The sequence below is a fragment of the Cellulosimicrobium cellulans genome, from assembly GCF_001722485.1.
In the GTDB taxonomy this organism is placed as follows: Bacteria; Actinomycetota; Actinomycetes; order Actinomycetales; family Cellulomonadaceae; genus Cellulosimicrobium; species Cellulosimicrobium cellulans_A.
This window is the reverse complement of record NZ_LWGL01000002.1, coordinates 46,807-71,633: the sequence shown is the minus strand read 5'-3', so window position 1 is coordinate 71,633 and position 24,827 is coordinate 46,807. Positions and strand designations below refer to the sequence as shown.

The following is a 24,827-nucleotide window of genomic DNA, read 5'->3' as shown; positions in this document are numbered from 1 at the left end:
CCAGGTCGTCTCCGAGGCCGGCGGCTCGATCACCGAGTTCGTCCGCTTCCGCGTGACCGCGCCGCCGGCACCGCCCTGGCCGCCACGGCCGCGGCGCGACGAGCGCGAGCCGCCGTTGGTCGACGCCGTGCCGCGCTTCGCCTGCGTCTGGGGCGGGGTGATGTCGGCCGGGCGCACGTACTCCGCGACCTCGCCGACGAGCGCCTTGACGGTCTCGTCGCCGGGCGCGACGGGCGTCGGCTGTGCCGTGATCCGCGCCTTGCGGGTCAGGTCGCGCACGTCGCCGCGCTGCTCGGGGAGCATGACGGTGACGACGACGCCCTCCGAGCCCGCGCGGGCGGTGCGGCCCGAGCGGTGCAGGTACGCCTTGTGCTCGGCAGGCGGGTCCACGTGCACGACGAGCTCGACCTCGTCGACGTGGATGCCGCGCGCGGCGATGTCGGTGGCGACGAGCACCTTCACGGCGCCCGACGTGAACGCCTCGAGGTTGCGCTCGCGCGCGCCCTGGCCGAGGTTGCCGTGCAGGTCGACGGCGGGCACGCCCGCGGCCGTGAGCTGCTTGGCGAGCTTCTTCGCCTGGTGCTTCGTCTTCATGAACAGCACGCGGCGGCCGGTGCCCGAGGCGAGCTCGTGGACGATCTGCTTCTTCGCCTCCACGTCGCGCACCGCGAGGATGTGGTGCGTCATCTGCGGCGGCGGGGCCGCGGCGTCGTCCACGGAGTGGCGCACCGGGTTGCTCAGGTAGCGCTTGACGAGCTGGTCCACGCCGTTGTCGAGCGTCGCGGAGAACAGCATGCGCTGCCCCTGCTTCGGCGTCTTGTCCATGATGCGCTTGACGCCCGGCAGGAAGCCGAGGTCGGCCATGTGGTCGGCCTCGTCGAGGACGGTGATCTCGATGCCGTCGAGCGTGAGGAGCCGCTGGTTGAGCAGGTCCTCGAGGCGGCCCGGGCACGCGATGACGATGTCCACGCCCTTGTCGAGCGCCGTCACCTGACGGGACTGCGCGACGCCGCCGAAGATCGTCGTCGTGGTCAGGCCGAGGGCCTTCGCGACGGGCTCCATCGTGGCGTTGATCTGGTTGGCGAGCTCGCGCGTCGGGCACAGCACGAGCGCGCGGGGCCGGCGCGGGTGGCGCGACGTCCTCGCCTGCGCGAGGCGCGAGACGGTCGGGAGCGAGAACGCGAGGGTCTTGCCCGAGCCGGTGCGGCCGCGGCCGAGGACGTCGCGGCCCTTGAGCGAGTCGGGCAGCGTCGCGGTCTGGATGGGGAACGGGGAGTCGATGCCCTGGCGCGAGAGCTCGCGCACGACGGGGGTGGGCAGGCCGAAGTCGGCGAAGGAAGTCAAGGGAGTACAGGCCTCTCGGGGCAGGGGGTCGGGGTCCGCCGCACGCAATCCGGGGGGATCTCCACGACGCGGGGCGCGCGGTTCGCGCTGCCCTCGTTGCCCCAGTCTCTCATGCCCAGCGCTCGGGCCCCGGACGGCGGGCGGCTCAGGGCGCTGTGGTGGAATGGCGCGCGTGCACCAGGAGACGACGACGCCGCTCGCCGCGGCCGGGGACGGCACCACCGGCGCGGGCGACGTGTGGACGACGGTGACCGACGTCGTCGGGCAGATCTGGGACGCCGCGGTGACGCCCGTCGCTCCCCCGGCCCCGGCCGTGGTGACGGCCATGGGCGCGGTCGCGCTCGCCGTCGTGCTCGTCACGCCGGTGTGGCGCGTCGCACGGCACGTCGTGACGATCGCCCACGAGGGCGCGCACGCGTTCGCCGCGCTCCTGACCGGCCGGCGCCTGTCGGGCATCCGCCTGCACTCCGACACCTCCGGTCTGACCGTGTCCTACGGGAAGCCGCGCGGGTTCGGCATGGTGCTCACGGCGTTCATGGGCTACGTCGGGCCTGGGCTGATCGGCCTCGGCGCGGCGGCGCTGCTGCGGCAGGGCTACGCCGTCGGGCTCCTGTGGCTGCTCGTGCTGCTGCTCGCCCTCATGCTGCTGCAGATCCGCAACTGGTTCGGGCTGTGGTCGGTCCTCGTGAGCGGTGCCGCGCTCGTCGGGGTGTCGTGGTGGGCGACGCCCCCGGTGCAGAGCGCCGTCGCGTACGCCGTGACGTGGTTCCTCCTGCTCGGCGCGGTACGCCCGGTGCTCGAGCTGCAGGCGCAGCGCTCGCGCGGGCGCGGCGGCCGGTCGGACGCCGACATGCTCGCCCAGCTCACGCGCGTGCCCGGCATCGTCTGGGTCGGGGTGTTCGTGCTCGTCACGCTCGGCGCGGCCGTGCTCGGCGGGTGGTGGATCGTGGGCCCGGCTGCCTGACCGGCCGCGGTCACGCCCCGGCGCCGACGCCGTGGAGGGCCGCGTGCAGGGACCGGACCTCCACGACGAGCGGTTCCGCCGGGCCGACGACGTCGAGGTGCGGCGCGACCGCGCCGATCGGGAGCGGCGTCACCGGGCCGGGCGCGACGCCCCACTCGCGGTGCCACCCGACGAGCTGCTCGGTGCTCGTCGCGTACACGATGCGGCCCAGGCCGGCCCACGCGTGCGCGGCGCTGCACATCGCGCAGTGCTCGCCCGACGTGTAGACGACGCTCGCGGCCCGGTCCTCGGCCGGCATGTGCTGCGCCGCCCACAGCGCGATCGCGAGCTCCGGGTGTCGCGTGCGGTCGCCGTCCTTCACGCGGTTGCGGTCCTCGAGCACGACGGTCCCGGACGGGTCGACGAGGAGGGAGCCGAACGGCTCGTCGCCGTCCTCGAGCGCCTCCCGGGCGAGCTCGACGCAGCGGCGCAGCCGGGCGAGGTCGGTCGGGTCGGTCACCAGGCGCGGGGCGGGAGCAGCCATGCGCCCAACCTAGCCAGCGGTCCGGGCCGTGGTCACGGTCGCCCGGGCACTCGCCGCAGGGCTACCCGGGCACGACGACGGGCCGCCCGCGCAGTGCGGACGGCCCGTCGTGGGTTCGAGGACGCGCCTGGAGGAGGAGGTGGGCGCGCCGTCGAAGTCTGTGCGCGTCAGCCCTGAGGGGTCAGGACGAACGACGGACCCTGAGCGTTCGGGTCGGTGTCGAGCGTGAGGTTCGACAGGGTCTGCACGGTGGCGGACTCGACGAACACCTTCGCCTCGCCGTTCTCGACGACCGTGTCGTCGGGCAGCGGGGCGGGAACGAGCGCGAGCTCGAAGCTGCCGGCCTGGTCCGTGGACTCGGCGATCCGCAGACCGCCTCCCTCGGGGACGCCGGCCTGCGTGGTGAGGTCCTGGACAGCGGTACGGGCGTTGTCGGTCAGGGTGAGCACGAGAGCTCCTCTCGTCGCCGGGCGGGCCACGGGACACGTCGGGCCTGCGCATCCGGGGTCGGTGCGACGGCCGTCCGTGGACCATCCCGCTGGCCCTCGGTCCCTTCCAACCAAGCAAGATCGGCCCGCTGCCGCAAGCGAAACCGGCCCGTCTCGCCGAACTTCTCGCCCATCAAGACCGCGGATGACAGCTTCATCGAGGCCGCCTACGGTACGCGCCCGCGCGCGGGCCGCCCGCCGCGCGGCGCGTCGGTGCGTGCGCCGGTGCGCGTCCGCCGGTACGAAGGGGTCATGACCACGGACCGGGTGCTCGGCGTCGACGCGTGCCGCGCGGGCTGGGTCGGGGTCGTTCTCGACGACGGCGCCGGCGACACTACGCGCGTCGAGGCGTACGTCGCCACGACGATCGACGCGGTCGTCGCCCGGGCGTCGGAGCGCGGCGGTCTCGACGCGGTCGCCGTCGACATCCCGATCGGGCTCCCCGACGCGGGACGACGACGCGCGGACATCCTGGCGCGGGCGGAGATCGGGCCGCTCCGGTCGTCGGTGTTCATGACGCCCGTCCGCCCGGCCCTGCTCGCCCCGGACCACGCGACGGCGGTGCGGATCAACCGCGAGCGCGCGAACGAGGGCATCTCCGTCCAGGCCTTCGCGCTGCGTGTGAAGCTGCTGCAGGTCGACGCGTGGGTCCGCACCGCCCGCGTTCCGGTCGTCGAGGCGCACCCCGAGGTGAGCTTCGCCCGCATGCACGGCGGCCCGCTCACGTCGCGCAAGGCGACGTGGGCGGGCGGCGAGGTCCGACGGCGGCTGCTCGCCGAGCAGGGCGTCGTCCTCGCCGGGGAGCTCGGGCTGAGCGGGCTCGACGCCGGCCCCGACGACGTGCTCGACGCCGCCGCCGTCGCCTGGACCGCGCGACGCGTCGCGCGCGGCGAGGCGGCGTCCCTGCCCGACCCGCCCGAGGTGTTCGAGAACGGGTGGCCGGCGGCGATCTGGGTGTGACCGGCGACCGGTGACCGGGGTGAGGGCTGCGGGCCAGGCGGGGGGAACCGCGCGGGTAGCCTAGGCGTGGCGATTCCGGGCGTCCCCGGTGCCGCGGGCCTCTAGCTCAACTGGCAGAGCTGCGGACTTTTAATCCGTAGGTTGTGGGTTCGAACCCCACGGGGCCCACCGCAGTCAGCGTTACCTCGACAACGCCGCCTCGAGCTCGTAGGCGAGACGCCCGGGCGTCCTCGGGTCGACCGTCACCGACCGGCCCGCTGCGTCCGTCACGCCCGCCTCCTTGACGGGGACGCAGGTGCTGTCCGGCACCCAGAGGTGCCAGAGCCCGCGCTCGGGGTGGTGGTACTCGAAGGCGACGCGGTGCCCGGCGACGTGGGTGACGACGCCGCGCAGGGTCACTGGCCTGCCGTCCCGGTCACGCGTCCTGTGCTCGGACGGCATGGGTCGCGCGAGCGCGATGGGCTCGTGGTTCTTCTCGTCTTGCTTGTGGCGCACGAGGAGATAGAGGGCTGAGACGGCGTCGCGATGACGCACCGGAGCGGGTGAAAACGGACGTGCCGGGCGCGCCTTCCTTGCGCATGACCGCTGCACGTGGCATGACTCCGCTGTCATCGGCGTGGCGTCGCGGCTGACCAGCTGCATCACCGCGGCGCTCTCACACCGGCGCGGTCAGCTCCTCGTACCCGGCGACCGGCACGACGCCCTCCGCGGCGGACACGAGGCCGGGGTCCTCCGTGACGAGCACGTCGGCCTGGAGCGTCGCGACGGCCAGGTACTCGGCGCGCCCGACGTCCTCCCACCCGAGACGCTCGGCGAGCTGCCACGCCGTCGCGCGCGAGACGCGGTCGCCGAGGAGGCGCATGCGCGTCGTCGTCACACGGTCGAGGAGCTCCTTGCCCTCGCGGCCGTCCATCTCTCCCGCGCGCACCGCGCGGTACAGGATCGACAGCACCTCGGACCGCAGGAGGTTCGGAGCCACGAGCTGGTGCGCGTCCGGAACCGTGACCCCGTCGCGGGCGAGCCGGATCGCCACGGGCGCGTCGATCGCGTAGCGCGTCATCGCCCCAGCGTGGCAGCACGACGCCGTGCCGTCGACGGCAGACGTCGCGACCCCCAGAGGCCGGGGGCCGTCAGGCGTCGGCGGCGTCGTCCGGCACGGCCACCGGCTCGGGGTCGCTCGCGGCGCGCAGCGTGTCCATCACGGCGTTCTCCACCAGCAGGGGGACGAAGTCGCGCACGGTCGCGTCGTCGAACGCGTCGAGCTCGGTCAGCACCTGCTCGCGCACCTGCGCGACGGGGAGGTCGGGGAAGCGGTCGGCGATGCGCTGCACCACGACGTCGATCTCTCGGGACTCGTCGATCTCTCGGGACTCGTCGGTCATCCGTCGAGGCTCGCAGACGACGATGGACGTCGCCGGAACCTCCGGTGAACACTCGCGACCATCTCGACCGATGAGTTCCGGCCGCGACCAGCGTCGACACCGACGACCGGGCACGGCGCCCGGCACGAGAGGAGCAGCACGTGTCCTTCCAGGCGTACCTCGACGCGGTCGAGGACAAGACCGGCCTCACCCCGCGCCAGCTCGTCGACCTTGCGCGCGAGCGCGGCTTCGACGAGACGACCAAGGCCGGCCCGATCCTCGAGTGGCTCAAGGACGACTACGGCCTCGGCCGCGGTCACGGCATGGCGATGGTCCACGTCATCACCAAGGGCCCGCAGATCAGCGCGAAGCACGTCGGCTCCGACGGCACGCACCGCGACGACTCCGACACCCTGTGGCTCGACGGGAAGGCGACCAGGCCTGCCTGACGCCCGGCCCGACCACGGGCGCGACCGGCGGCGCCCGTAGACTCGAACGAGTGCAGTGCCACCACTACGACGCCGCGCGCTGCCGGTCGTGCACGCTCCTCGCGCAGCCGTACCCCACGCAGCTCGCCGACAAGCAGCGGCACTGCGCGGAGCTCCTCGCCCCGCTCGCCCCTGACCTGCGCTGGCTCCCGCCCGTCGAGTCGGCGGAGTCCGGCTTCCGCAACAAGGCGAAGATGGTCGTCACCGGCACCGTCGAGGAGCCGGTGCTCGGCATCCTCGCCGAGAACGGCGGCGTCGACCTGACCGACTGCCCGCTGTACCCGGCCGCGCTGCAGGAGTCGTTCGGCCCGCTGGCCGACCTCGTGACGCGCGCCCGCCTCGTCCCCTACGACGTGCGCGCGCGCCGCGGCGAGCTCAAGTACGTGCTCGTGACGCTCTCGCCCGACGGCGACCTCATGGCCCGCTTCGTCCTGCGCTCGACGGAGTCGGTGCCGCGGATCCGCAAGCACCTGCCCGCGCTGCTCGCCGCGATCCCGGCGCTGCGCGTCGTCTCGGCGAACATCCACCCGGAGCACAAGGCCGTCGTCGAGGGCGAGACCGAGCTGCTCCTGACGGAGACCCAGACGCTGCGCATGACGGTCAACGACGTCGACCTGCACCTGCGCCCGCAGAGCTTCTTCCAGACCAACACGGACGTCGCCGCCGCGCTCTACCGCCAGGGCCGGGCGTGGGTGGACGACGCCGCCCCCGCCTCGGTCTGGGACCTCTACTGCGGGGTGGGCGGGTTCGCGCTGCACGTCGCAGGCCCGGACCGCGACGTCGTCGGCGTCGAGACGAGCGCCGAGGCCGTCGCGAGCGCCCGGCTCACCGCGCACGACGCCGGCCTCGACCGGACCACGTTCCTCGCGCAGGACGCGACCGCGTTCGCGCTCGCGCAAACCCAGGACGCACGGCCCGACCTCGTCGTCGTGAACCCGCCGCGGCGCGGCATCGGGGAGACGCTCAGCACGTGGCTCGAGGAGTCCGACGTGCGGCACGTCGTGTACTCGAGCTGCAACGCGACGTCGCTCGCGCGCGACCTCGCGCTCATGCCGTCGCTGCGCCCGCGCGAGGCGCGCGTGCTCGACATGTTCCCCCACACGGGGCACTACGAGGTCGCAGTCCTCCTCGAGCGCGCCTGACCCCGTCTCACCCCTGCTCCCCGGCCCGGCGGGCGGCCTCGACCGCCGCCTCGTCGAGCCGTGCCCGGTACGCCGCCCACTCCTCGCGCGACTGCTCGGGCAGGTTGCCGTCGTCGTTGCCGGCCCGCTCGTCGACGAGCTCGCGCACGATGTCGGCGTGACCGGCGTGCCGCGCGATCTCCGCGAGCAGGTGCACCATGACCCGGTGCAGCGTCACCTCGCGCAGGTGGGGCGGCCACCACGGCACCTCGCCCGTCGCGTCGAGGTCGAGCGCCGCCACGGTGGCGTCGGCGTGCTCGCACGAGCGCCGCCACAGCTCGAGGACCTGCTCGCGCGACTCATCGGCCGTCGCCCACATGTCGGCATTCACCTCGGCGTCGTCCGCGAACCACGGCATGGGGACGTCGAAGGGCCGCCCGAACACCTCCCCGAGGTAGTCGGCCTGCACGCTCGCGACGTGCTTGACGAGCCCGAGCAGGTTCGTCCCCGTGGCCGTCAGGGGGCGGCGCACGTCGCGCTCCCCCAGCCCGTCGAGCTTGGCGACGAACGACTCGCGCTCCTTCTCGAGGTAGCGCTGGAGCACGGTCTTGGGGTGCAGGGTCCAGTCGGGTCGCCCGGGTGCCGGTGTGGTCTCGGTCATATCGCGGACGCTACCGCCGGCCACCCGCAGCGGTGCCAGACTCCGGCCATGGCGACCGTGCACCCGGAGATCACCGACCGCATCGCGTCCTTCGTCCTCGCCCAGCCGCTGTTCTTCGTGGGCACCGCGCCGCTCGCCGCGGACGGGCACGTCAACGTCGCGCCCAAGGGCATGGCCGGCACGTTCGCCGTCCTCGGCCCGCACCGCGTCGCCTACCTCGACTACACGGGCTCGGGCGCCGAGACCGCGGCGCACGTGCGCGAGAACGGGCGAGTCGTCCTCATGTTCTGCGCGTTCGACGGCCCGCCGAACATCGTGCGTTTCCACGGCACCGGCCGGTACGTCGAGGCCGGGACGCCCGAGTTCGACGCCCTGCGGCCGGCGTTCCCCAAGGCGGAGACGGCGGGCCAGCGCGGCGCCGTGGTCGTCGACGTCACGCGCGTCTCCGACTCGTGCGGGTTCTCCGTGCCGCGCATGACGCTCGTCGAGGACCGCGACCTGCTCGACCGCTGGGCCGGGCGCCGGACGCCCGAGCAGCTCACCGACTACCGGCGCCGGAAGAACCGGCGCAGCATCGACGGCCTCCCGGCGATCGACGACGCCTGACCCGCCGACCGCGGGCGCCGCGGTCAGCCGTCCGCCGTCGCGTCGAGGTACGCGGCGCCGCGCGGCGAGAGACGGTAGCCGACGTCGAGGCTCTCGGTGAGCCCGAGCTCCTTGAGACGGCGCACGCGCACCTTGAACGGGTCGCGCTCCATGCCGATCCCGGCGGCGAGCTCGCGCGCCACCACCCCGGGGTTGCCGGCGACGAGCTCGAGGTAGGCCCGCGTCCACGGCTCGGGTGCGGCACGGTCCATGCGCGCGAGCCGGGCCCGGATCTCCTCGACGGCGGCGGCGTCGAGGTCGTCGTCGGCCCGCAGCGCGACGCGCGGGTCCTCCCCCGCGAACCGCAGGCCCACCCGGTACAGGTCGCCCTCGCGGCCGGCGCCACGGGCGAGCACACGCTCGGGCGACGCCATCCCGGCGCGGCGGGCGTCGTCGTCGGACACCAGAGGCGTGCCACCGCCGTCGAGAGGGACGCGCTCGACCGACGTCACCTCGACCACGCCGATCCGCGTGCGCTGCCGCGTGCCGACCCGCACGCGCGGCACCGTCCAGCGCCGGAACGCGAGCGTCACCGTCCCGTCCTGGATGCCCCGCAGCGTCCGCGCGTCGAGCAGCACGGCTCCGAGCATACGAGCGCGGGCCGGGCCGCGGGCAGCACGGACCCGACCGTCACGGCGCGCGTCGCGATGCGTGACGCACCGGACATGTGGGACCGTTCTCGCGATGTTCTGGATCATCGCGGGGGCTGTGCTCGTCGTGACCGGTCTCGCGATCACCGCGGGGGCGGTCCGCGGCGCGCGCCGGGACCGCTCGACGGGCGCGCACGGCCTCGCGATCGGCGTCGGCGCCGGGCTCGTCCTGTGGGGCGCGATCGTCCTCGCCGTCGCACTCGCCCTGCGCGGCTGACCGGCCCCGTCCGCCGCGCCGTGCCGTGCCGTGCACGGCGATCCGTGCCACGGTGGGCGGGACGCGGCCGCCGGCCGCGACGTCGACGAGGGCACCGAGGAGGACGCATGGACGTCATCGCCGCGCACGGGGACGCGATCGGCGCGTTCGACGCGCGCGTCCGGCCGCTCACCGACGACCAGTGGTCGCTGCGCACGCCGGACGACGACTGGACGGTGCGCGACCTCGTCAACCACGTCACGGCCGAGCAGCTCTGGGCGCCGGAGCTCCTCGTCGGCAAGAGGGTCGAGGAGGTCGGCGACGCGTTCGCCGGGGACGTGCTCGGCGACGCCCCGGCCGACGCCTGGGTCGACGCGTCCGTGCAGGCCCGCGAGGCGTTCCTCGCACCCGACGCGCTCGACCGGGTCGTGCACCTGTCGTACGGGGACACGTCCGCGGCCGAGTACTGCGCGCAGATGACGTTCGACCTCGTCGTGCACACGTGGGACCTCGCACGGGCGACCGGGGCCGACGAGGAGATCGACCCGGCGCTCGTGTCCTGGGCGCTGCACTACGCCGAGGCGCGCTCGACGCTCCTCGACGCCGGACCGCTGTTCAAGGGCCCGCTCGACGTGGACGACACCGTCGACGACCTCACCCGGCTCCTCGCCCTCACGGGCCGGCGCCGCTGACGACCCGTCCACCGGGCGCGGGGCTCACGCCCCGGCCGTGCCCTCCCCGCCCTCGCCCGTGTCCTCCCCGGCCGCGTCGCACACCGCGCGGTACTCGGTGAGGCCGTCGTGCGCCGACGCGACGTCGAGGTCGACCGACGACTCGGCCGCGGTGTCGAGGTTCTCCTGGAGCTGCAGGAACGGCACGCGCACCGCGGCCACGGCCTCGGTGAGCTCGTCCGGGACCTTGGTCGAGAGCGAGCCGAGCTCGATGCCGACGGCCGTCATCGCGCTGACCGAGTCGGTGTCCGCACCCTCGCTGACGTCCACGAGCGCGGCGACCACGCGCCGCTCGAGCGGCTCGCCGCCGTCCACGTACATCGCGGTGCACGCCTCCTGCAGCGTGTACGCCTCGTCGGGCGAGGCCGTGCCCGCGGTCTCGTCCGGCGCGTCCTCGGGCGCCGAGCTCGTCGGGGTGCCCGACGGCGTGGGGTCGGCCGCGTCGCCGCCGCCGCCCGAGCAGGCGGTGAGCAGCAGGAGGCCGAGGAGGCCCGCGACGCCGACGGCGCCGCGAGGGGCGGCGCGCACGCCGCGGACAGGACGGTGCTGGACGGTCATGGGCAGCATGAAACCATCCGGACCTGGACCGTGCGGGCAGCGGTCGCCGTCCGGCTTCGACGGGTGAGGCGCCGCAAGGCGCCCTAGCCTCGACGGATGGCCGACACGACCCCGCTCCCACCTCCCGACGAGGACGCCCCCACGGTGTCCGTGCTCGCCCTGACCCCGCTGCTGACGATCGAGATCGAGCCCGGCGGCCCGCGCGACGACTCGCCCGAGGTGCACGTCCATCCCGGCGGGCAGGGCCTGTGGCTGGGACGCATGGCGTACTCGCTGGGCGCGCACGTCGTCGTCTGCGGGCCGTTCGGCGGCGAGACGGGCATGGTGGCGGCGCACCTCGCGCGGGCCGTGAACCTCGACCTGCGGGCCACGGCGACGGGCGGCAACGGCGCCTTCGTCCACGACCGGCGCAGCGGCGAGCGCCAGGAGGTCGTGACGATGGACCCGTACACGCTCAACCGGCACGAGGTCGACGACCTGTACGGCACCGTCCTCGTCAGCGCGCTCGACGCCGCGGTGACGATCCTCACCGGCTCCGAGACGGACGTCGGCGTCGCGCCGTCGTTCTTCGAGCGCCTCACGAACGACCTGCACGCGTCGGGACGCCCCGTGGTGGCGGACCTCTCCGGCGAGCAGGCGCGCGCCGTCGCGTCCGGCAAGGGCGCGATCCTCAAGATCAGCCACGAGGAGATGGTCGACAGCGGGTTCAGCGACGACGACTCCGAGAAGGCGCTGCTCGGGGCCGCGCACGACCTCGTCGCGGCCGGCCCCCGCGCCCTCGTCGTGTCGCGCGCCGAGGACCCGTCGCTCGTCGTCACGTCCGAGCACGCCTTCTCCGTGCGGGCGCCCGACGTCACGACGGTCGACCACCGCGGCGCCGGGGACTCGATGACCGCCGGGATCGCCGTCGGCCTCGCGCGCGGCCTCGAGCTGCCCGACGCCGTCCGGCTGGGCGCCGCCGCCGGCGCGCTCAACGTCACCCGCCACGGGCTGGGGACGGGCCGGCGCGACCAGATCGAGCGTCTCGCGGAGCGCGTCACCGTGGAGAAGATCTCCTGACCGCCACGACGACCGACCACCACGACCGAGGAGGACACGTGCACGCCCTGGTGACGAACGACGACGGGATCGACTCCCCCGGCCTCGCGGTCCTCGCCGGAGCCGCGCTCGACGCCGGCTACGACGTGACCGTGGCGGCACCCGCCCGCGAGTCGTCCGGGGCGAGCGCCGCCCTGCTCGGCGCGGAGCACGACGGCCGCCTCGTCGTCGAGCCGCGCCGCGCCCCGGGCCTCCCGGAGGGCGTCACGTCGCTCGCGGTGCGCGCCGCACCCGCGCTCATCGCGTTCGTCGCGGCCTACGAGGGGTTCGGACCCAAGCCCGACCTCGTCCTCTCGGGCGCGAACAAGGGTGCCAACACCGGGAACGCGATCCTGCACTCCGGAACCGTCGGGGCGGCCCTGTCGGCGACGACGCACGGCATCACGTCCGTCGCGGTGTCCGTCGACGCCGCGGAGCCGGAGCACTGGGAGACCGCCCGGCTGGTCGTCGACCACGTCCTCGCGTGGGTGCGGCGCACCCCCCTGGGCGGGCGGACGCTCAACGTCAACGTGCCCGACCTCCCGCGCGACCAGCTCCGCGGCCTGCGCAACGCCCCGCTCGCGACCTTCGGCCTCGTGCAGGCCCGCGTGCACGAGAACGAGGACCGCACCCTCATGCTCCAGTACTCGGGCACGGAGCGGGAGTCCGAGCCCGACTCCGACACCGGCCTCCTGACCCGCGGCTGGGCCACCGCGACGCTGCTGCGGGCGCCGTTCGCCGAGCACGACGTCGAGGTGCCCGACCTGTCCTGACCCGCGTCGTCAGACGTGGCGTCCGGCGGGCCCGTCCGTGCCGTCGGGGTCGACCTCGTCCGGGTCGTCCACGCGGGCGTGCTCGGCGGTGCGCTCGCGCTCCTCGATGACGTCCTGGCCGGGACCGGCGAACGCGCGCGAGCGCTGCTCGCCCTCGGCGCTGCCGCTGAACAGGGCGCCGCCCGTGGACCCGCCGCCGGCTCCGCCGGCGCTCGACCTGACGCTCGGCTCGGTCCAGCTCACCGCCCGGCAGCCGGCGGAGCTCGTCGTCACCGCGTCGAACTCCGGCGGACGCGCGGCGCAGCAGGTCTCCGTCGACCTCGTGCTGCCGCCGGGCGTCCAGGCGCCCTCCGCCCGCGTGGTCGGCGGGTCGAGCGTCGCCGCCGTCGTCCGCGCGGAGACGGTGCCGTGCGGCACCGCGCAGCCGCAGGGTGACGGGACGAGCGTCGTGAGCTGCTCCGTCGGCGTGCTCGACCCGGGCGAGTCGCGCGAGCTCGCGATCACGGTCCAGGCGGACTCCGGCGGCGAGTACACGTTCTCGGGCTCCGTCCGCGCGGAGGGCGTCGCGCCCGTCGTCCGGACGTTCACGCCCATGCCGGCCACGCACTTCGGCCCGGAGGTCCGGGTCGCCGCGCTCGACGGCGAGGGTGGCCGGGTCGACGGGCTCGTCCTGCCGCTGACGAACCCGGGCGCCGGCGAGGTGCGGCTCGAGGTGCGGAACACCGGCGACCTCCCGGCGGTCGACCCCGTCGTCAGCCTCCCGTTGCCCGACGGCGTGCGCCTGGTCCGCGGCGGGAACGGCGCCGACGGCTGGGCCTGCGAGGCGGACGGCGGTGCGGTGTCGTGCACGACCGACGCCGAGCTGGCCCCGCAGGACACGACGGCTCTTGACCTCACGCTGCTCGCCGCCGTGGACGGCGCCGAGGCCGCCGAGCACGCCGTCGCGGTGCGCGCCGACGCGGTCGACGCGCACGACGGCTCGACCACCGTCGAGCTGCGGGTGGGCGACTGGTGGAAAAACGCAGAAGACGGTCTCAGCGTGCGTGCGAAGTCGCAGTGCAATGCGCCTGGCGAACCTGATCTCGCATCGGTCACAGTGACGTACGCAAACAGCACGGCCTATGACGATCTCTCGGTCCGGCTCGAGGCCGCCGGATCCAGCGCCACGGTGGCTGTTCCGGTCGGCGCGAAGAAGGCCGTCCAAGTGGACGACGGCGTGCAGTTCCCTGGAGGGACGGCGTCGCTCGTGCTGTTGACGACCGTCGCGGGGGAGGCTTTCGAGCACCGGCTTGACGCGGGTGCCTTCAGCGAGCAGCGCTGCTGGAATCCCCCGTGGCTCTCCACGGCCGACGTCGCGATGGTGGCCGAGAACGTCGGTGGGACGATCCGGTTCACCGCGGTCCTGACCAACACCACGGGCATCGATATGGATGTGCGCCTCCTGGCGCCGAACACCGGCACGTGGATCGATGTGGCCGACTCCGCGGCCATAGCGCCCCTTCGCGATGGCGCGTCAGGGGAGCTCGTGCTGGACACGGGCCTTACGGAGACCTCGCGCGCGAACCCCGTGCTGCGCCAGTACCGCTGGCACGTCGACGCAGACGGTGACGGCATGGGCTATCAGGACCCGCTCTTGCTTGTGGTCGACGAGCAGAGGATCGCTCCGTCGTCGAGCGCGCCGACGGTCGGCCAGTGCCTGTTCGACCCGGCGATCGACACATCCCGCACGCCGGTGACTCTGCACTACGACAACACCGCGTCGACGCTGCCGGTGACGTACTCGGTGGACGGCCGCGACGATCTTTCACGCACCGTGCAGGGTCACGAGGCGCTTGAGGTTGAGGTGCCCGGCGGGGTCGGGGAGGACACCGCATTCGCCCTTCTGGCTGACGGCAACCCGCTCGAGACCTACGAGGTCGACGTCGACGACTGTTTCCCGTGGAACGTGGAGGCCTCTGCCGACGCCGCGTGGACGGCGACGCCGGAGGGCGGATCGGTCGTGCTGACCGGGACGTTCCGCAACGAGCACGCGGTGACCGCGATGCGCGTCGTCATGGACGCGGGCGAGGCCGGCGAGTCAGAGGCCGTCGAGGTCGCGCCGGGCCAGGAGGTCACGCTCGCCGTCGACACCGCGACGCGCGACCTGCCGGCGGGTGAGGTGATCTTCCGGGCGACGCGGCTCGACGCGTCCGGTGAGGTCCACGAGGAACGCGTCGGGTACGACGCGGTGCGGTACGCGCCCGCCGCCGACGCCGCGCCGACGGTCGGCGAGTGCGTGTTCGACCCCGCGACGGACACGTCGAGCGCGCCCGTCACGCTCCACCTCGACAACTCGCGCTCGACGGTGCCCGTGACGTTCGCCGTCGCGGGCGTGGGGGAGACCCGCGTCCGCGCGGGCGCCACGGGGACGCTCGAGGCGACCGTGGGGACGCCGGGCGCCCGGTTCGAGGTCCTGGCCGACGGCGTGGCCGTCGCCGCGCACGACGTCGCCGGCGTCGACTGCTTCCGCTGGGCCGTGGAGGGCTCCGCGGCCGTCGACTGGGCGGTCGAGAACGGCACGGGGGCGCCGGTCCTCAGCGGCACGTTCCACAACCAGCACCAGGCCGCGCCGCTGCGCGTGGTCATGGACGCCGGTGCGCTCGGGGCCTCGGAGCCCGTCGAGGTGGCACCGGGGCAGACGGCGACGCTCACCGTCCCCCTGCAGGGCCGGGACGTGAAGGCCGGCGACGTGACCTTCCGGGCGACGCGTCTCGACGGGTCGGGTGCCGAGCACACGGTCACCCGGCCGTACGACGCGTACAGCTACTCGCCGCAGTGGGCGACGGACGTCAGCGTCGAGGCGCGGTGGCAGGACGGCTCGATCAAGCTGATCGCCACCCTGACGAACGACTCGCCCGAGACGATCGACGCGCAGCTGAGCGGTGGGCCGCTCGGGACCTCCCCAGTGGTCACGGGCATCGCGCCGGGGCAGACCGCGACGCTCGTGGCCGACACCCGCTCCACCGACGTGAAGCCCGGCCGTGTGGCGTTCCGCCAGACCCGCACCGTGCTCGGCAAGACCTACACGAGCTATGACCTCACCGCGTCGTTCGGCGGTGCGTCGTACGTGCCGGAGTGGGACGTCTCGGCCGGCGTCTCGACGCAGTGCGTGCCCGGCGGGGTCGCGCTCGTGCCGAGCCTGCGCAACGACTCGGGCGAGACGATGCACGTCGTGGCCCGCACCCCGTACGGGACGCACGACCTCGGCGACGTCGCGCCCGGTGCGTCGACGAGCGTCGAGATCGCCACGGGCGGGATGTCCGTGCGGGCCGGCGACGTGACGTTCGACCTCACCCGGCGGGTGCTCGGCCGGCTGTACAGCGAGCGGATCACGGCGGGCTACGCGGCGGTCGACTGCACCGTGGTGGACCCCGCCGCGAGCCTCCAGCTCGGTGAGCCGTACTACGACGGCGGGCAGGGGCGGTCGTACCGCGCCGTGTCCGTGGTGCTCGACAACGCGGCGTCCAACGCCCCCGTGACCTTCCGCGTCACGGGCGCGGCGAAGGGCTCGTGGGACCTGCAGGCCGGGGAGCGTCGGACCGTCGACCTCGGCCAGGTCGACGCGCGCGGGGCGACGTACGTGGTGCACGCGGGATCGTGGTCGCAGCAGTTCAAGGTCGACGCGTTCTCGGTGGCGCCGCAGTGCGCCGAGCCCTGGCGTGACGGCGACTGGTACGGCCGGGGCGACCTAGTTTCGTACAAGGGTCGCAACTACGTCGCGACGACGTGGATCGATCTCCCTACGCGACCTGACGGGTGGCTGGGGTGGCTGCTCTGGGACGACCAGGGCCGCTGCGGCGAGAACTGACGCCGCCCACCTCGGGGCGCCGGACGGCGCGTGGGTCAGGCGAACACGTCCCCCAGCGCCTCGTCCACGGGCCGGTTGCCGCCCACGAGCTCGAGCACCATCCCCGCCGACCGGGGCTCGTGCAGGAGCGCCGCGACGACCAGCGCGACGTCGTCCCGGGAGATCTCCTCGCGCTCCCCGCCGGCCTTGCGCCGCTTCCCCCGCGGACGCTGGCCCTCGTCGTCGACCGGCGCCAGCGCGACGAGCCCGACGCCGGGCTCGTCGGTGAGCCGGCCGGGCCGCACGACGGTCCACTGCAGGCCGGAGCGCCGTCGCAGGTCGTTCTCCGCGGCCGCCTTGGCCTGCAGGTAGGCCCAGAACACGTCGTCGACGTCGTCCGGTCGTCGCCCCGTGTGCGCGGCCTCGACGCCGCGCGACGAGACGAGCACGTACCGGCCGACGCCCGCGCGCTCGGCGGCGTCGGCGAGGATCTCGGCGCCCGCGCGGTCGACGGTGTCCTTGCGCTCGGCGCCGCTGCCCGGGCCGGCGCCCGCGGTGAAGACGACGGCGTCGGCGCCCTCGAGCTCGAAGGAGACGGCGACGGCGTCGTCCTGCTCGAGGTCGACGAGCGCGACGTGCGCGCCGAGCTCGGTGAGGTCGGTGATGTGCGCGGCGGATCGGACGAAGGCGACCACGTCGTCGCCGCGCTCCACGAGGGTCCGGGCCAGGCGACGGCCGACCTGGCCGTGACCTCCCGCGATGACTGTGCGCATGGGCCGAAGGTAGCGCCGACGCGATATTGCCGCCCGGCGAACGTCCGCCGCCGGTCAGCCCGCGTCGTGCGGGCTGCCGAGCACGACGGGCACCTGGGGGTCGAACCGGTAGCCGTGGCCGCGCACCGTCGTGATGAGGTGCTCGACGCCGAGCTTGCCGCGCAGACGGCGCACGTGGACGTCGATCGTGCGGCTCCCGGGCGCCACAGCGTGGTCCGCCCAGACCGTGCCGAGGAGCTCGGCGCGCGTCACCACGCGGTCCGACGCGCGGGCGAGGTGGGTCAGCAGGTGCAGCTCGCGCCGGGTGAGCCGCGTGCGGCGACCGTCGACGGTGACGGTCCGCCCGACGTCGTCCACGACGACGCGCGGGACGGGCGCGAGGGCCGCGAGCCGTTCGCGGAACGCCGCGATGTCCTGGACGGCGGAGCGCTCGGCGGTCTCGGCGGCCGGCTCGGCGAGGGCGAGCGCGGTGTACGTCTCGGCGTGGGGGAGCCAGTCGCGGGCGAGCTCGCCGAGCGCCTCCGCGAGCTCGACGAGCTCGGCGGCGGGCGCCTCGCCGGGGGCAGCGTCGACACCGACGTACAGGACGAAGCCCGGGCGGCGGCCGCCGTCGTGGGTGGGGCGGGGTGCGGTGAGCGTGGTCATGGGTGGCTCCGGTGCGTCGGGCCGCCGACGGCGTCGCCGGGACGGTCCGGCGGGTCGGCGGGTCGAGGTCTGAACGGGGAGGGTTCAGGCCTGACAACAGACGCACATGACCGCGCCCACGAGCGCGCCGGACGGCGCGCTGCCGGGAGAGGTCAGGGTGCTCACGACAGGGAGCATGGCAGCGCGCAGAGGCCGCTGCCAAGGCTTCGCCCCCGGAATCTCACGATCCGGTACGACGGCGCCACGATGGGCGCCCACATCGCGGACGGGCGGGTCGCCTCAGACGACGCCGTAGAGGCGGTCGCCGGCGTCGCCGAGGCCCGGGACGATGTACGCCTTCTCGTTGAGGCGCTCGTCCACCGACGCCACGACGACGTTCACGTCGACCCGGTCACCGATGGCGTTCTGCAGCACCTCGAGGCCCTCCGGGGCGGCGAGCAGGCACACCGCCGTGACGTCGCGCGCGCCGCGCGCGAAGACGTAGTCGATCGCGGCGACGAGCGTGCCGCCGGTCGCCAGCATCGGGTCGAGCAGGAACACGTGCCGGCCCGTGAGGTCGTCCGGGAGGCGGTTCGCGTACGTGACCGCCTCGAGCGTCTCCTCGTCGCGCTGCATCCCGAGGAACCCGACCTCCGCGGTCGGCAGCAGGCGGGTCATGCCCTCGAGCATCCCGAGCCCGGCGCGCAGGATCGGCACGACGAGCGGGCGCGGCTCCGCGAGGCGGACACCCGTCGTCGTCGTGACCGGGGTCTCGATCTCGTGCGGCTCGACCCGCACGTCGCGCGTCGCCTCGTACGCGAGCAGGGTCACCAGCTCGTCGACGAGCAGGCGGAACGTCGGCGACGCCGTCTCCTTGTTCCGCAGGACGGTGAGCTTGTGAGCGACGAGGGGGTGGTCGGCGACGTGCAGGCGCATGACGGCAACGGTATCGGACAGCGTCCACCGCCCGTACCGGTGGGTACCGTCGCCGCTCGCTAGCCTGGGTGCCGCGGGGGCGCCGTCCCCGCACGATCCCGTCCTCGCTCTCTCACCGGGAGGCCTCGTGCCCGACGACGCGTTCCCGCCGTCCACGCTCGACGGGCGCCGCCAGGTCTGGGACGCGCTCATGGGCCTCGCGCTGCACGAGGCGACCCACGCCCTCGCGAGCGACGACGTGCCCGTGGGGGCGCTCGTCGTCGGGCCGGACGGGCGCGTGCTGGGCCTCGGGCGCAACCGCCGCGAGGAGACCGGTGACCCGACCGCGCACGCCGAGGTCCTCGCGCTGCGCCAGGCCGCCGCGACGCTCGGGTCGTGGCGGCTCGAGGGCTGCACGCTCGTCGTCACTCTCGAGCCGTGCGTCATGTGCGCCGGGGCGCTCGTGCTGTCGCGCGTGCAGCGGCTCGTGCTCGGCGCGTGGGACCCGAAGGCCGGCGCGACCGGCTCCGTCTGGGACCTCGTGCGCGACCAGCGCGCCAACCACGAGGTCGAGGTCGTCGCGGGCGTGCGGGCGGAGGAGTGCGGCCGGCTCCTGCGGGACTTCTTCGGGACGCAGCGCTGAGGCCCCGCTCGCGTCAGCTGAGGGCGTCGGCGAGGGCGGTGAGGGTCTCGGAGACGCCGGCCTCGATCTTGAGGGTGGCGAGGGGGTCGCCGCGGGTCGCGCCGCGGTTGACGATGACGACCGGCTTGCCGGCCTTGGCCGCGTGGCGCACGAAGCGCAGGCCGCTCATCACGGTGAGCGACGAGCCGGCGACGAGGAGGGCCTCGCCGTCGTCCACGAGCGCGTACGCGCGCTCGACGCGCTCGCGCGGGACGTTCTCGCCGAAGTAGACGATCTCCGGCTTGAGGACGCCGCCGCAGAACTCGCAGGGCGCGGGGCGGAAGTGCGACGTCTGCTCGATGACGGCGTCGGCGTCCGGCGCGATCTCGACGTCGCCCACCTCGGTGACCGACTCGAGGAAGCCCGGGTTGAGCGCGGTGAGGCGCTCCGCGAGGTGCTCGCGCGAGATGACGCGGCCGCACTGGAGGCAGATGACGCGGTCGTAGCGGCCGTGCAGGTCGATGACGGTGCGGCTGCCCGCGTCCTCGTGGAGGAGGTCGACGTTCTGCGTGATGAGGCCGACGAGCACGCCCGCGTCCTCCAGGCGCACCAGGGCGCGGTGGCCGGCGTTCGGGTGCGTGCGGTGCACGTGCTGCCAGCCCACGTGGTTGCGCGCCCAGTAGTGGCGGCGGAACGCCTCGTCCTGCACGAACTGCTGGTACGTCATGGGGTTGCGCGGCGGGGAGTCGGGGCCGCGGTAGTCGGGGATGCCCGAGTCGGTGGAGACGCCCGCGCCCGTGAGCGCGGTGATGCGCAGGCCGCGCAGCAGCTCGACGGCGTCCTCGACCGTGCCCGTGCGCGGCGCCGGCCCGGTGCCCGACGCCGGCGGCTGGCTCGGGCGCCAGTTCAGCCGTGACGAGACGGTCGGGACGGCGGACGACGGCAGGTCGGCGGACGACGTCGCGACGTGCGCGGGGGAGGAGGAGGCCGGCGTCGGGTCGGAGGGCACGCCTCCCACGGTACGACGCGGGACCCGCCCTCGCGGCGGGGTGGCGCGGTGTCGGCTCTCGGACCGGGAACGGGGCCTGGCCGGTGTGGTGGGAGTCATCGCGGGCGCCTCTCGGCTCGACCGGCGAGTGATGTTAGCCTCACCTAAGACGACGGCCATCGACGAGAGGCAGGCATGTCGACCTCCACCACGCAGGCGCCTCGGCGCGTGCGCCCGCAGATCGTCCTCGAGGTCCTGGAGACCTCGTGGATCGCGCCGCACATGGTGCGCGTCGTCGCGGGCGGCCCGGGCTTCGCCGCATTCACGACCAACCCGTGCACCGACAAGTACGTGAAGATTTTCTTCGCCAAGCCGGAGCTCGGGCTCGAGCCCCCGTACGACGTCGCCGCACTGCGCGAGACGCTCGCGCCCGAGGACCTGCCCGTCACGCGCACGTACACCGTGCGGTACGTGGACGAGGCCGCGCAGCGGCTCGCGATCGACTTCGTCGTGCACGGCGACGAGGGCCTTGCTGGCCCCTGGGCGGCGAGCGCGCGCCCCGGCGACCGTCTCGTCTTCGCGGGCCCCGGCGGCATGTACACGCCCGACCCGACGGCGGACTGGCACCTGCTCGCCGGCGACGACGCGGCCCTGCCGGCGATCGCCGCCGCGCTCGAGGCGATGCCGCGCGACGCCGTCGGGGCGGCCGTGATCGAGGTCGGCGGCGGGGAGGACGTCCAGCAGCTCGACGCCCCCGCGGGCGTCGAGGTGACGTGGCTGTTCCGCGGCGACGCCCCGGCCGGCACGACGACGCTGCTCCCCGACGCGGTCAGGGCCCTGCCCTGGCGCGAGGGGCGCGTGTGCGTCTTCGCGCACGGCGAGCGCGAGGCCATGAAGGCCCTGCGCCGCGTGTTCGCCTCCCGCGCGGTGCCGCGGGAGGACCTGTCGTTGTCCGGGTACTGGGCGTACGGACGCGCCGAAGACCGGTTCCAGGCCGAGAAGCGCGAGCCCATCGGTCAGATCTTCGAGGACTGAGAGAGAACATGAACGCACTGACCCACCGCGGCGTCGCCGCGACCCGTCGCGCCGCCGTCGCGGGCGCCGCCGCCGTCGCGCTGCTGGCGCTCGCGGCCTGCTCCAGCGGCTCCGGTGACGACTCCGCGGGCGGCGACGCCTCGCCGTCGGGCACGGAGAGCGAAGCCTCAGCGTTCCCCGTGACGATCGACACCGCCTTCGGCGAGGTCGAGATCCCCGAGGAGCCGACGCGCGTCGTCGCGCTCGGCTGGGGCGACGCGGAGACGGCGCTCGCGCTCGGCGTCGAGCCCGTCGGGGCGAGCGACTGGCTCGCGTTCGGCGGCGACGGCGTCGGGCCGTGGCTCGAGGACGCGTACACCGAGTCGCCGGAGATCATCGAGACGCTCGAGCCGTCGTACGAGCAGATCGCCGTGCTCGAGCCGGACGTGATCCTCGACGTGAAGTCGTCGGGCGACCCGGAGCGGTACGAGCGCCTCTCGGAGATCGCGCCCACCGTCGGCATCCCCGAGGGCGGCGAGGCCTACCTCACGCCCATGGAGGACCAGGTCGAGATGATCGCCGCCGCGCTCGGGCGCGCCGAGGCGGGCGAGGAGCTGCTCACCGAGGTCGACGACGCGTTCGCCACCGCGCGCGAGGAGAACCCCGACTTCGAGGGCAAGACCGCCGTCATCGGCTCGTACTGGGCGGAGGGCTTCGGCGCGTACGTGTCGACGTCGGCCCGCGGCGAGTTCATGCAGGGCCTCGGCTTCGTCACCAAGCCCGAGATCGACGAGGCGGCGGGCGAGGAGTTCTCCGTGAACCTCGGCACCGAGAACCTCGACCTGCTCGACGCCGACCTCACCGTCATCCAGCCCATCGGCTTCACCGCCGCCGAGGTCGAGGCGCAGCCGCTGTTCCAGGCCGTCCCGTCCGTCGCGGACGGCCGGTACGTCGTGTTCGACGACAAGGACCTGTCAAACGCGTTCTCGCTCGGTACCCCGACCGCCGTGATGTATGCGATCGACAACGTCGTGCCGCTGTTCGCCGAGGCTCTCGGCGGGCAGTGACCCGTGGCGGCCGGCCGCCCGCGAGGGTGGTCGGCCGCGCGCCGGGAACCGCACCAGGACGCCGATTCGGTGTCTCGGGGTCGGAGCAGGTATCCTGCTTCGGCCGGGTTCACCGGCAGAGGTAGCGTGTCCGAGCGGCCTAAGGAGCACGCCTCGAAAGCGTGTGTGGGTGAAAGTCCACCGTGGGTTCAAATCCCACCGCTACCGCCAACCGAAGGGCCCCAAACCCGCAGAATCTTGCGGAATTGGGGCCCTTCGTCGTACCCGGCCGGCCCACCGGGTCAAGCTCACCGGGGTAGCACGCCGAAGCGCTCGCGAGGTGGACGCCCTCGGCCGAGGATGATCGGGTGAGTGCCGACGAGGAGATGGTGACGATAAGCCGGGAAGACGCCACCGGGCTGGTTGGCTTGCTGGCAACTCTCGAGGGCCATGTCCGCGTGGGCGATGTGTCACCGAACGCAGCCGAGCACCTGCAGCGGCGCCTTGTGCGGGACCTCGGCGCAGACTCGTCAACGCCGCTCGAACACATGTTGTGGAGCCCCAACGAGAAGTTGCGTCGATCCTTGGGCGAGCCGGGATAGTTCTCGACCCCCGATCCTCGGCTGATTGCCCGGATCAGTTCCGGAACTGCCCTCGACGTGCCAGTCTCTCGCCGCTCAGTGCGACATCAGCTCCTTCTTGCCGTGCTGCGGCGTGTCCCGCCGGACTGCCGCGATGAGCGCAGCGAGCTCCGGGATCACCTGAGGCTCGGCATCGAGCGCGGCATCGACCTGGTCGAGCTCTCGGATCAACCTGGATGCACAGTGGCGAACGTCGCGCGGAGGTCCTTCGTGGTGAGGAACAGGCTGAGGTCGTGATCAACGAACCGCCGAAACCCGTGCTTGAGGTAGAAGCAGGCAGCGTCCTCGTGCAGAGCGTGAACGACCACGATCTCGAAGCCGATGTGGTCCGCCGCAGCCAAGAGCTTCTGCAGTGCATCGAAGAGGAGCAGACGGCCGGCGCCGTGTCCCTGGTAGTCGCGGTCGACGGCAAGGCGAGCGATGAGCATGGCCGGCACCGGGTAGCGGCGGCTGCGTCCGGTGGCCGAGGCGCCGTCGGCGGCCGACAGCTCGAACGTGCGCATCGAGTAGTAGCCGGCGATACGCCCCTGCCGCTCGTCGAGGAGGAGCGTCGTGCGGACGTTGTCCTTTTTCTCGCTCTGCCCGCATACCTGGCGAGCCAGGTGTTCGAGCTCCGGCTCGCCACAGCTGAACGGATGGAGCTTGAGAGCTGCGAGTCGAACGGCCGCGTGATGAGCATCCTGCTGAGTGCCTTCCGCATTGGCGGGAGTGCTGCCGTCGGCACCCTAGACGGAGGCGGCGACAGCGTGGCGGGGAAGCCGCCTCACCTGCGCATCGGCGCCGAACCGACAGCCGAGCATCCGGCCGATTTCGGTACGGGTGAGGGGCGCCTGAGGCGTCGCTATACGCGATGGCCCTTCGCCACCATTGACCCGACTGTCCGCCGACCTCTCCTAGGGCGTGTCTCCTTAGTCGCGCAGCCACGATGTTGCAGGTTGCGGTCGTGGTCGGAGTTGTCGGACGAGCAGTGGGCGGCGATCGGCCCGTTGATGCCGCGGATGTCGGGCCGGTCGCGTCCGTGGCGTGATCATCGTCAGGTCGTGGAGGGGATCGTGCACCGGTATCGGACCGGGGGTGGCGTGGCGAGACTTTCCCGAGCGGTTCGGCCCGTCGCAGACCGTCTGGAAGCGCCACGCGCGGTTCTCGCGCGACGGGACGTGGGACAAGATCCTGACGGCCTTGCAGGTTCGTGCGGACGCGAACGGCGGTATCGACTGGCAGGTGAGCGTGAACTCCACGATCAACCAGGCCCACCAGCACGCCGCGACCTTGCCCCGGACCACAGGGGGCACCGGCGAATCACAAGAATCCGGAACGGCGCGAACCGGCTGACCACGCACTGGGCAGGTCCCGAGGCGGGCTGTCGACAAAGATCTACGCCGCGGTCGACGGCAACGCGCGACCGCTCGCAGTGCTCGTGGGACCAGGCCAGGGCGGTGACGCCCCGATGTGCCTGCCCCTGCTGGACGCGATCCGAGTCCCACGCGCGAGTGCCGGGCGCCCACGCATCAACCCGGATGCCGTGTTGAGCGACAAGGCGTACTCCTCGCGCGCGATCCGCACCGAGCTGCGCCGGCGCGGCATCGTCCCGGTCATCCCCGAACCCCGCGACCAGCAGGCGCATCGGCGCAGGCGTGGGTCACGCGGTGGTCGGCCCGTGACTTACGACCCCGTCGCCTACCGGGGCCGCAACACGGTCGAGCGGTTATTCAACCCGATCAAGCAGTGGCGAGCACCCGCGACCCGTTACGACAAGAACGTGATCGTCTACCGCGGCGGCGCCAATCTCGCAGCGATCCTGCTCTGGCCTCCCTCACCAACTCGGACCTGGGCCCAGT

General features: G+C 73.6%; 30 protein-coding genes, 2 tRNA genes and 1 pseudogene. 17 read left to right on the top strand and 16 right to left on the bottom strand.

Going from position 1 to position 24,827, the window contains the following annotated elements; genetic code table 11:
* Positions 1 to 1,344 (bottom strand): DEAD/DEAH box helicase (locus tag JZ5iCDA_RS00810; protein ID WP_069385365.1); only part of this gene is annotated, 1,344 nt, incomplete at its 3' end.
* Positions 1,345 to 1,612: 268 nt separating this feature from the next.
* On the opposite strand from JZ5iCDA_RS00810, the gene JZ5iCDA_RS00805 reads away from it, so the two are divergent.
* A complete protein-coding gene (locus tag JZ5iCDA_RS00805; protein ID WP_436967381.1) occupies positions 1,613 to 2,308 on the top strand; it encodes a M50 family metallopeptidase in 696 nt (231 codons plus the stop codon).
* 10 nt (positions 2,309 to 2,318) lie between these two features.
* Here JZ5iCDA_RS00805 and JZ5iCDA_RS00800 read toward each other — a convergent pair whose 3' ends face one another.
* Both JZ5iCDA_RS00800 and JZ5iCDA_RS00795 read right to left on the bottom strand, forming a co-directional pair.
* Positions 2,319 to 2,831 carry a nucleoside deaminase gene (locus JZ5iCDA_RS00800; protein ID WP_069385364.1) on the bottom strand — a complete coding sequence of 171 codons (513 nt, stop codon included), beginning with the start codon at positions 2,829 to 2,831 and terminating at the stop codon, positions 2,319 to 2,321.
* 167 nt (positions 2,832 to 2,998) lie between these two features.
* Positions 2,999 to 3,280 (bottom strand): iron-sulfur cluster biosynthesis family protein, encoded by a 282-nt coding sequence (locus tag JZ5iCDA_RS00795; protein ID WP_069385363.1) that lies wholly within the window; start codon positions 3,278 to 3,280, stop codon positions 2,999 to 3,001.
* Between the two features lie 291 nt (positions 3,281 to 3,571).
* Between JZ5iCDA_RS00795 and JZ5iCDA_RS00790 the strand changes: the two genes are divergently transcribed.
* Together JZ5iCDA_RS00790 and JZ5iCDA_RS00785 are read left to right on the top strand one after the other, a co-directional pair.
* Positions 3,572 to 4,279, top strand: a complete 708-nt coding sequence (locus JZ5iCDA_RS00790) for a DUF429 domain-containing protein (RefSeq protein WP_069385362.1) — start codon at positions 3,572 to 3,574, stop codon at positions 4,277 to 4,279.
* Between the two features lie 95 nt (positions 4,280 to 4,374).
* A tRNA-Lys gene (locus JZ5iCDA_RS00785) sits at positions 4,375 to 4,447 on the top strand.
* A gap of 12 nt (positions 4,448 to 4,459) precedes the next feature.
* On the opposite strand, the gene JZ5iCDA_RS00780 is transcribed toward JZ5iCDA_RS00785, so the two are convergent.
* The 3 genes from JZ5iCDA_RS00780 to JZ5iCDA_RS00770 form a co-directional block, all read right to left on the bottom strand.
* Complete coding sequence (locus JZ5iCDA_RS00780) at positions 4,460 to 4,774, bottom strand: hypothetical protein (RefSeq protein ID WP_139122892.1); 315 nt, start codon at positions 4,772 to 4,774, stop codon at positions 4,460 to 4,462.
* A gap of 160 nt (positions 4,775 to 4,934) precedes the next feature.
* The gene (locus tag JZ5iCDA_RS00775; protein WP_069385360.1) at positions 4,935 to 5,339 is read right to left on the bottom strand and encodes a type II toxin-antitoxin system VapC family toxin; all 405 of its coding nucleotides are present in this window, start codon (positions 5,337 to 5,339) and stop codon (positions 4,935 to 4,937) included.
* A gap of 70 nt (positions 5,340 to 5,409) precedes the next feature.
* On the bottom strand, positions 5,410 to 5,661 hold the full coding sequence (locus JZ5iCDA_RS00770; protein ID WP_069385359.1) for a three-helix bundle dimerization domain-containing protein: 252 nt from the start codon (positions 5,659 to 5,661) through the stop codon (positions 5,410 to 5,412).
* Positions 5,662 to 5,801: 140 nt separating this feature from the next.
* Here JZ5iCDA_RS00770 and JZ5iCDA_RS00765 point away from each other — a divergent pair, with 140 nt between their 5' ends.
* Both JZ5iCDA_RS00765 and rlmC read left to right on the top strand, forming a co-directional pair.
* The gene (locus JZ5iCDA_RS00765; RefSeq protein WP_069385358.1) at positions 5,802 to 6,089 is read left to right on the top strand and encodes a DUF4287 domain-containing protein; all 288 of its coding nucleotides are present in this window, start codon (positions 5,802 to 5,804) and stop codon (positions 6,087 to 6,089) included.
* 50 nt (positions 6,090 to 6,139) lie between these two features.
* Positions 6,140 to 7,270, top strand: coding sequence for a 23S rRNA (uracil(747)-C(5))-methyltransferase RlmC (rlmC, locus tag JZ5iCDA_RS00760; RefSeq protein ID WP_069385357.1), 1,131 nt, complete (start codon positions 6,140 to 6,142; stop codon positions 7,268 to 7,270).
* Positions 7,271 to 7,277: 7 nt separating this feature from the next.
* Here rlmC and JZ5iCDA_RS00755 read toward each other — a convergent pair whose 3' ends face one another.
* Positions 7,278 to 7,910: a DinB family protein gene (locus JZ5iCDA_RS00755; protein ID WP_083259502.1), complete on the bottom strand. Its 633-nt coding sequence runs from the start codon at positions 7,908 to 7,910 to the stop codon at positions 7,278 to 7,280.
* A 48-nt stretch (positions 7,911 to 7,958) separates the two neighbouring features.
* Here JZ5iCDA_RS00755 and JZ5iCDA_RS00750 point away from each other — a divergent pair, with 48 nt between their 5' ends.
* On the top strand, positions 7,959 to 8,516 hold the full coding sequence (locus tag JZ5iCDA_RS00750; protein WP_069385356.1) for a pyridoxamine 5'-phosphate oxidase family protein: 558 nt from the start codon (positions 7,959 to 7,961) through the stop codon (positions 8,514 to 8,516).
* A 23-nt stretch (positions 8,517 to 8,539) separates the two neighbouring features.
* Here the strand turns inward: JZ5iCDA_RS00750 and JZ5iCDA_RS00745 are convergent, their stop codons facing one another.
* Positions 8,540 to 9,133 carry a hypothetical protein gene (locus JZ5iCDA_RS00745; RefSeq protein ID WP_069385379.1) on the bottom strand — a complete coding sequence of 198 codons (594 nt, stop codon included), beginning with the start codon at positions 9,131 to 9,133 and terminating at the stop codon, positions 8,540 to 8,542.
* A 106-nt stretch (positions 9,134 to 9,239) separates the two neighbouring features.
* Here JZ5iCDA_RS00745 and JZ5iCDA_RS00740 point away from each other — a divergent pair, with 106 nt between their 5' ends.
* Both JZ5iCDA_RS00740 and JZ5iCDA_RS00735 read left to right on the top strand, forming a co-directional pair.
* Positions 9,240 to 9,422, top strand: coding sequence for a hypothetical protein (locus tag JZ5iCDA_RS00740; RefSeq protein ID WP_069385355.1), 183 nt, complete (start codon positions 9,240 to 9,242; stop codon positions 9,420 to 9,422).
* 107 nt (positions 9,423 to 9,529) lie between these two features.
* Positions 9,530 to 10,093, top strand: a complete 564-nt coding sequence (locus tag JZ5iCDA_RS00735) for a TIGR03086 family metal-binding protein (protein ID WP_069385354.1) — start codon at positions 9,530 to 9,532, stop codon at positions 10,091 to 10,093.
* A 24-nt stretch (positions 10,094 to 10,117) separates the two neighbouring features.
* Here the strand turns inward: JZ5iCDA_RS00735 and JZ5iCDA_RS00730 are convergent, their stop codons facing one another.
* Positions 10,118 to 10,690 (bottom strand): hypothetical protein, encoded by a 573-nt coding sequence (locus JZ5iCDA_RS00730; protein ID WP_069385353.1) that lies wholly within the window; start codon positions 10,688 to 10,690, stop codon positions 10,118 to 10,120.
* Positions 10,691 to 10,786: 96 nt separating this feature from the next.
* Between JZ5iCDA_RS00730 and JZ5iCDA_RS00725 the strand changes: the two genes are divergently transcribed.
* Together JZ5iCDA_RS00725 and surE are read left to right on the top strand one after the other, a co-directional pair.
* Positions 10,787 to 11,749: a 1-phosphofructokinase family hexose kinase gene (locus JZ5iCDA_RS00725; RefSeq protein ID WP_069385352.1), complete on the top strand. Its 963-nt coding sequence runs from the start codon at positions 10,787 to 10,789 to the stop codon at positions 11,747 to 11,749.
* Positions 11,750 to 11,787: 38 nt separating this feature from the next.
* Positions 11,788 to 12,540, top strand: a complete 753-nt coding sequence (gene surE, locus JZ5iCDA_RS00720) for a 5'/3'-nucleotidase SurE (protein WP_069385351.1) — start codon at positions 11,788 to 11,790, stop codon at positions 12,538 to 12,540.
* A gap of 9 nt (positions 12,541 to 12,549) precedes the next feature.
* Here surE and JZ5iCDA_RS00715 read toward each other — a convergent pair whose 3' ends face one another.
* Positions 12,550 to 12,783: a hypothetical protein gene (locus JZ5iCDA_RS00715; protein ID WP_069385350.1), complete on the bottom strand. Its 234-nt coding sequence runs from the start codon at positions 12,781 to 12,783 to the stop codon at positions 12,550 to 12,552.
* On the opposite strand from JZ5iCDA_RS00715, the gene JZ5iCDA_RS00710 reads away from it, so the two are divergent.
* Complete coding sequence (locus JZ5iCDA_RS00710) at positions 12,725 to 16,387, top strand: hypothetical protein (RefSeq protein WP_069385349.1); 3,663 nt, start codon at positions 12,725 to 12,727, stop codon at positions 16,385 to 16,387. The two genes, JZ5iCDA_RS00715 and JZ5iCDA_RS00710, sit on opposite strands and share 59 nt — an antisense overlap.
* Positions 16,388 to 16,422: 35 nt before the next feature.
* Here JZ5iCDA_RS00710 and JZ5iCDA_RS00705 read toward each other — a convergent pair whose 3' ends face one another.
* From JZ5iCDA_RS00705 to upp, 3 genes are all read right to left on the bottom strand, one after another.
* Complete coding sequence (locus JZ5iCDA_RS00705) at positions 16,423 to 17,139, bottom strand: SDR family oxidoreductase (protein ID WP_069385348.1); 717 nt, start codon at positions 17,137 to 17,139, stop codon at positions 16,423 to 16,425.
* A 54-nt stretch (positions 17,140 to 17,193) separates the two neighbouring features.
* Positions 17,194 to 17,784 carry a winged helix-turn-helix domain-containing protein gene (locus JZ5iCDA_RS00700; protein WP_069385347.1) on the bottom strand — a complete coding sequence of 197 codons (591 nt, stop codon included), beginning with the start codon at positions 17,782 to 17,784 and terminating at the stop codon, positions 17,194 to 17,196.
* A 279-nt stretch (positions 17,785 to 18,063) separates the two neighbouring features.
* Positions 18,064 to 18,699, bottom strand: a complete 636-nt coding sequence (upp, locus tag JZ5iCDA_RS00695; protein WP_069385346.1) for a uracil phosphoribosyltransferase — start codon at positions 18,697 to 18,699, stop codon at positions 18,064 to 18,066.
* Positions 18,700 to 18,889: 190 nt separating this feature from the next.
* Between upp and tadA the strand changes: the two genes are divergently transcribed.
* Positions 18,890 to 19,321 (top strand): tRNA adenosine(34) deaminase TadA, encoded by a 432-nt coding sequence (tadA, locus tag JZ5iCDA_RS00690; RefSeq protein ID WP_069385378.1) that lies wholly within the window; start codon positions 18,890 to 18,892, stop codon positions 19,319 to 19,321.
* A gap of 13 nt (positions 19,322 to 19,334) precedes the next feature.
* On the opposite strand, the gene JZ5iCDA_RS00685 is transcribed toward tadA, so the two are convergent.
* Positions 19,335 to 20,129 (bottom strand): NAD-dependent protein deacetylase, encoded by a 795-nt coding sequence (locus JZ5iCDA_RS00685; RefSeq protein ID WP_253181896.1) that lies wholly within the window; start codon positions 20,127 to 20,129, stop codon positions 19,335 to 19,337.
* A 354-nt stretch (positions 20,130 to 20,483) separates the two neighbouring features.
* On the opposite strand from JZ5iCDA_RS00685, the gene JZ5iCDA_RS00680 reads away from it, so the two are divergent.
* From JZ5iCDA_RS00680 to JZ5iCDA_RS00665, 4 genes are all read left to right on the top strand, one after another.
* Positions 20,484 to 21,323 carry a siderophore-interacting protein gene (locus tag JZ5iCDA_RS00680; protein WP_069385345.1) on the top strand — a complete coding sequence of 280 codons (840 nt, stop codon included), beginning with the start codon at positions 20,484 to 20,486 and terminating at the stop codon, positions 21,321 to 21,323.
* An 8-nt stretch (positions 21,324 to 21,331) separates the two neighbouring features.
* Positions 21,332 to 22,369 carry an iron-siderophore ABC transporter substrate-binding protein gene (locus tag JZ5iCDA_RS00675; protein ID WP_069385344.1) on the top strand — a complete coding sequence of 346 codons (1,038 nt, stop codon included), beginning with the start codon at positions 21,332 to 21,334 and terminating at the stop codon, positions 22,367 to 22,369.
* A gap of 120 nt (positions 22,370 to 22,489) precedes the next feature.
* Positions 22,490 to 22,579 (top strand) — tRNA-Ser (locus JZ5iCDA_RS00670).
* Positions 22,580 to 22,716: 137 nt separating this feature from the next.
* Positions 22,717 to 22,950 carry a hypothetical protein gene (locus JZ5iCDA_RS00665; protein WP_069385343.1) on the top strand — a complete coding sequence of 78 codons (234 nt, stop codon included), beginning with the start codon at positions 22,717 to 22,719 and terminating at the stop codon, positions 22,948 to 22,950.
* Positions 22,951 to 23,025: 75 nt separating this feature from the next.
* On the opposite strand, the gene JZ5iCDA_RS19890 is transcribed toward JZ5iCDA_RS00665, so the two are convergent.
* Both JZ5iCDA_RS19890 and JZ5iCDA_RS00660 read right to left on the bottom strand, forming a co-directional pair.
* Entirely contained in the window at positions 23,026 to 23,160 is a 135-nt protein-coding gene (locus JZ5iCDA_RS19890; protein WP_290438792.1) for a hypothetical protein, read from the bottom strand.
* A complete protein-coding gene (locus JZ5iCDA_RS00660; protein ID WP_083259501.1) occupies positions 23,157 to 23,591 on the bottom strand; it encodes a GNAT family N-acetyltransferase in 435 nt (144 codons plus the stop codon). The genes JZ5iCDA_RS19890 and JZ5iCDA_RS00660 overlap by 4 nt, the downstream gene beginning before the upstream one ends.
* A gap of 387 nt (positions 23,592 to 23,978) precedes the next feature.
* On the opposite strand from JZ5iCDA_RS00660, the pseudogene JZ5iCDA_RS18175 reads away from it, so the two are divergent.
* Positions 23,979 to 24,796, top strand: a pseudogene (locus tag JZ5iCDA_RS18175) (IS5 family transposase); the annotation flags it as partial.
* Positions 24,797 to 24,827: the final 31 nt, after the last annotated feature.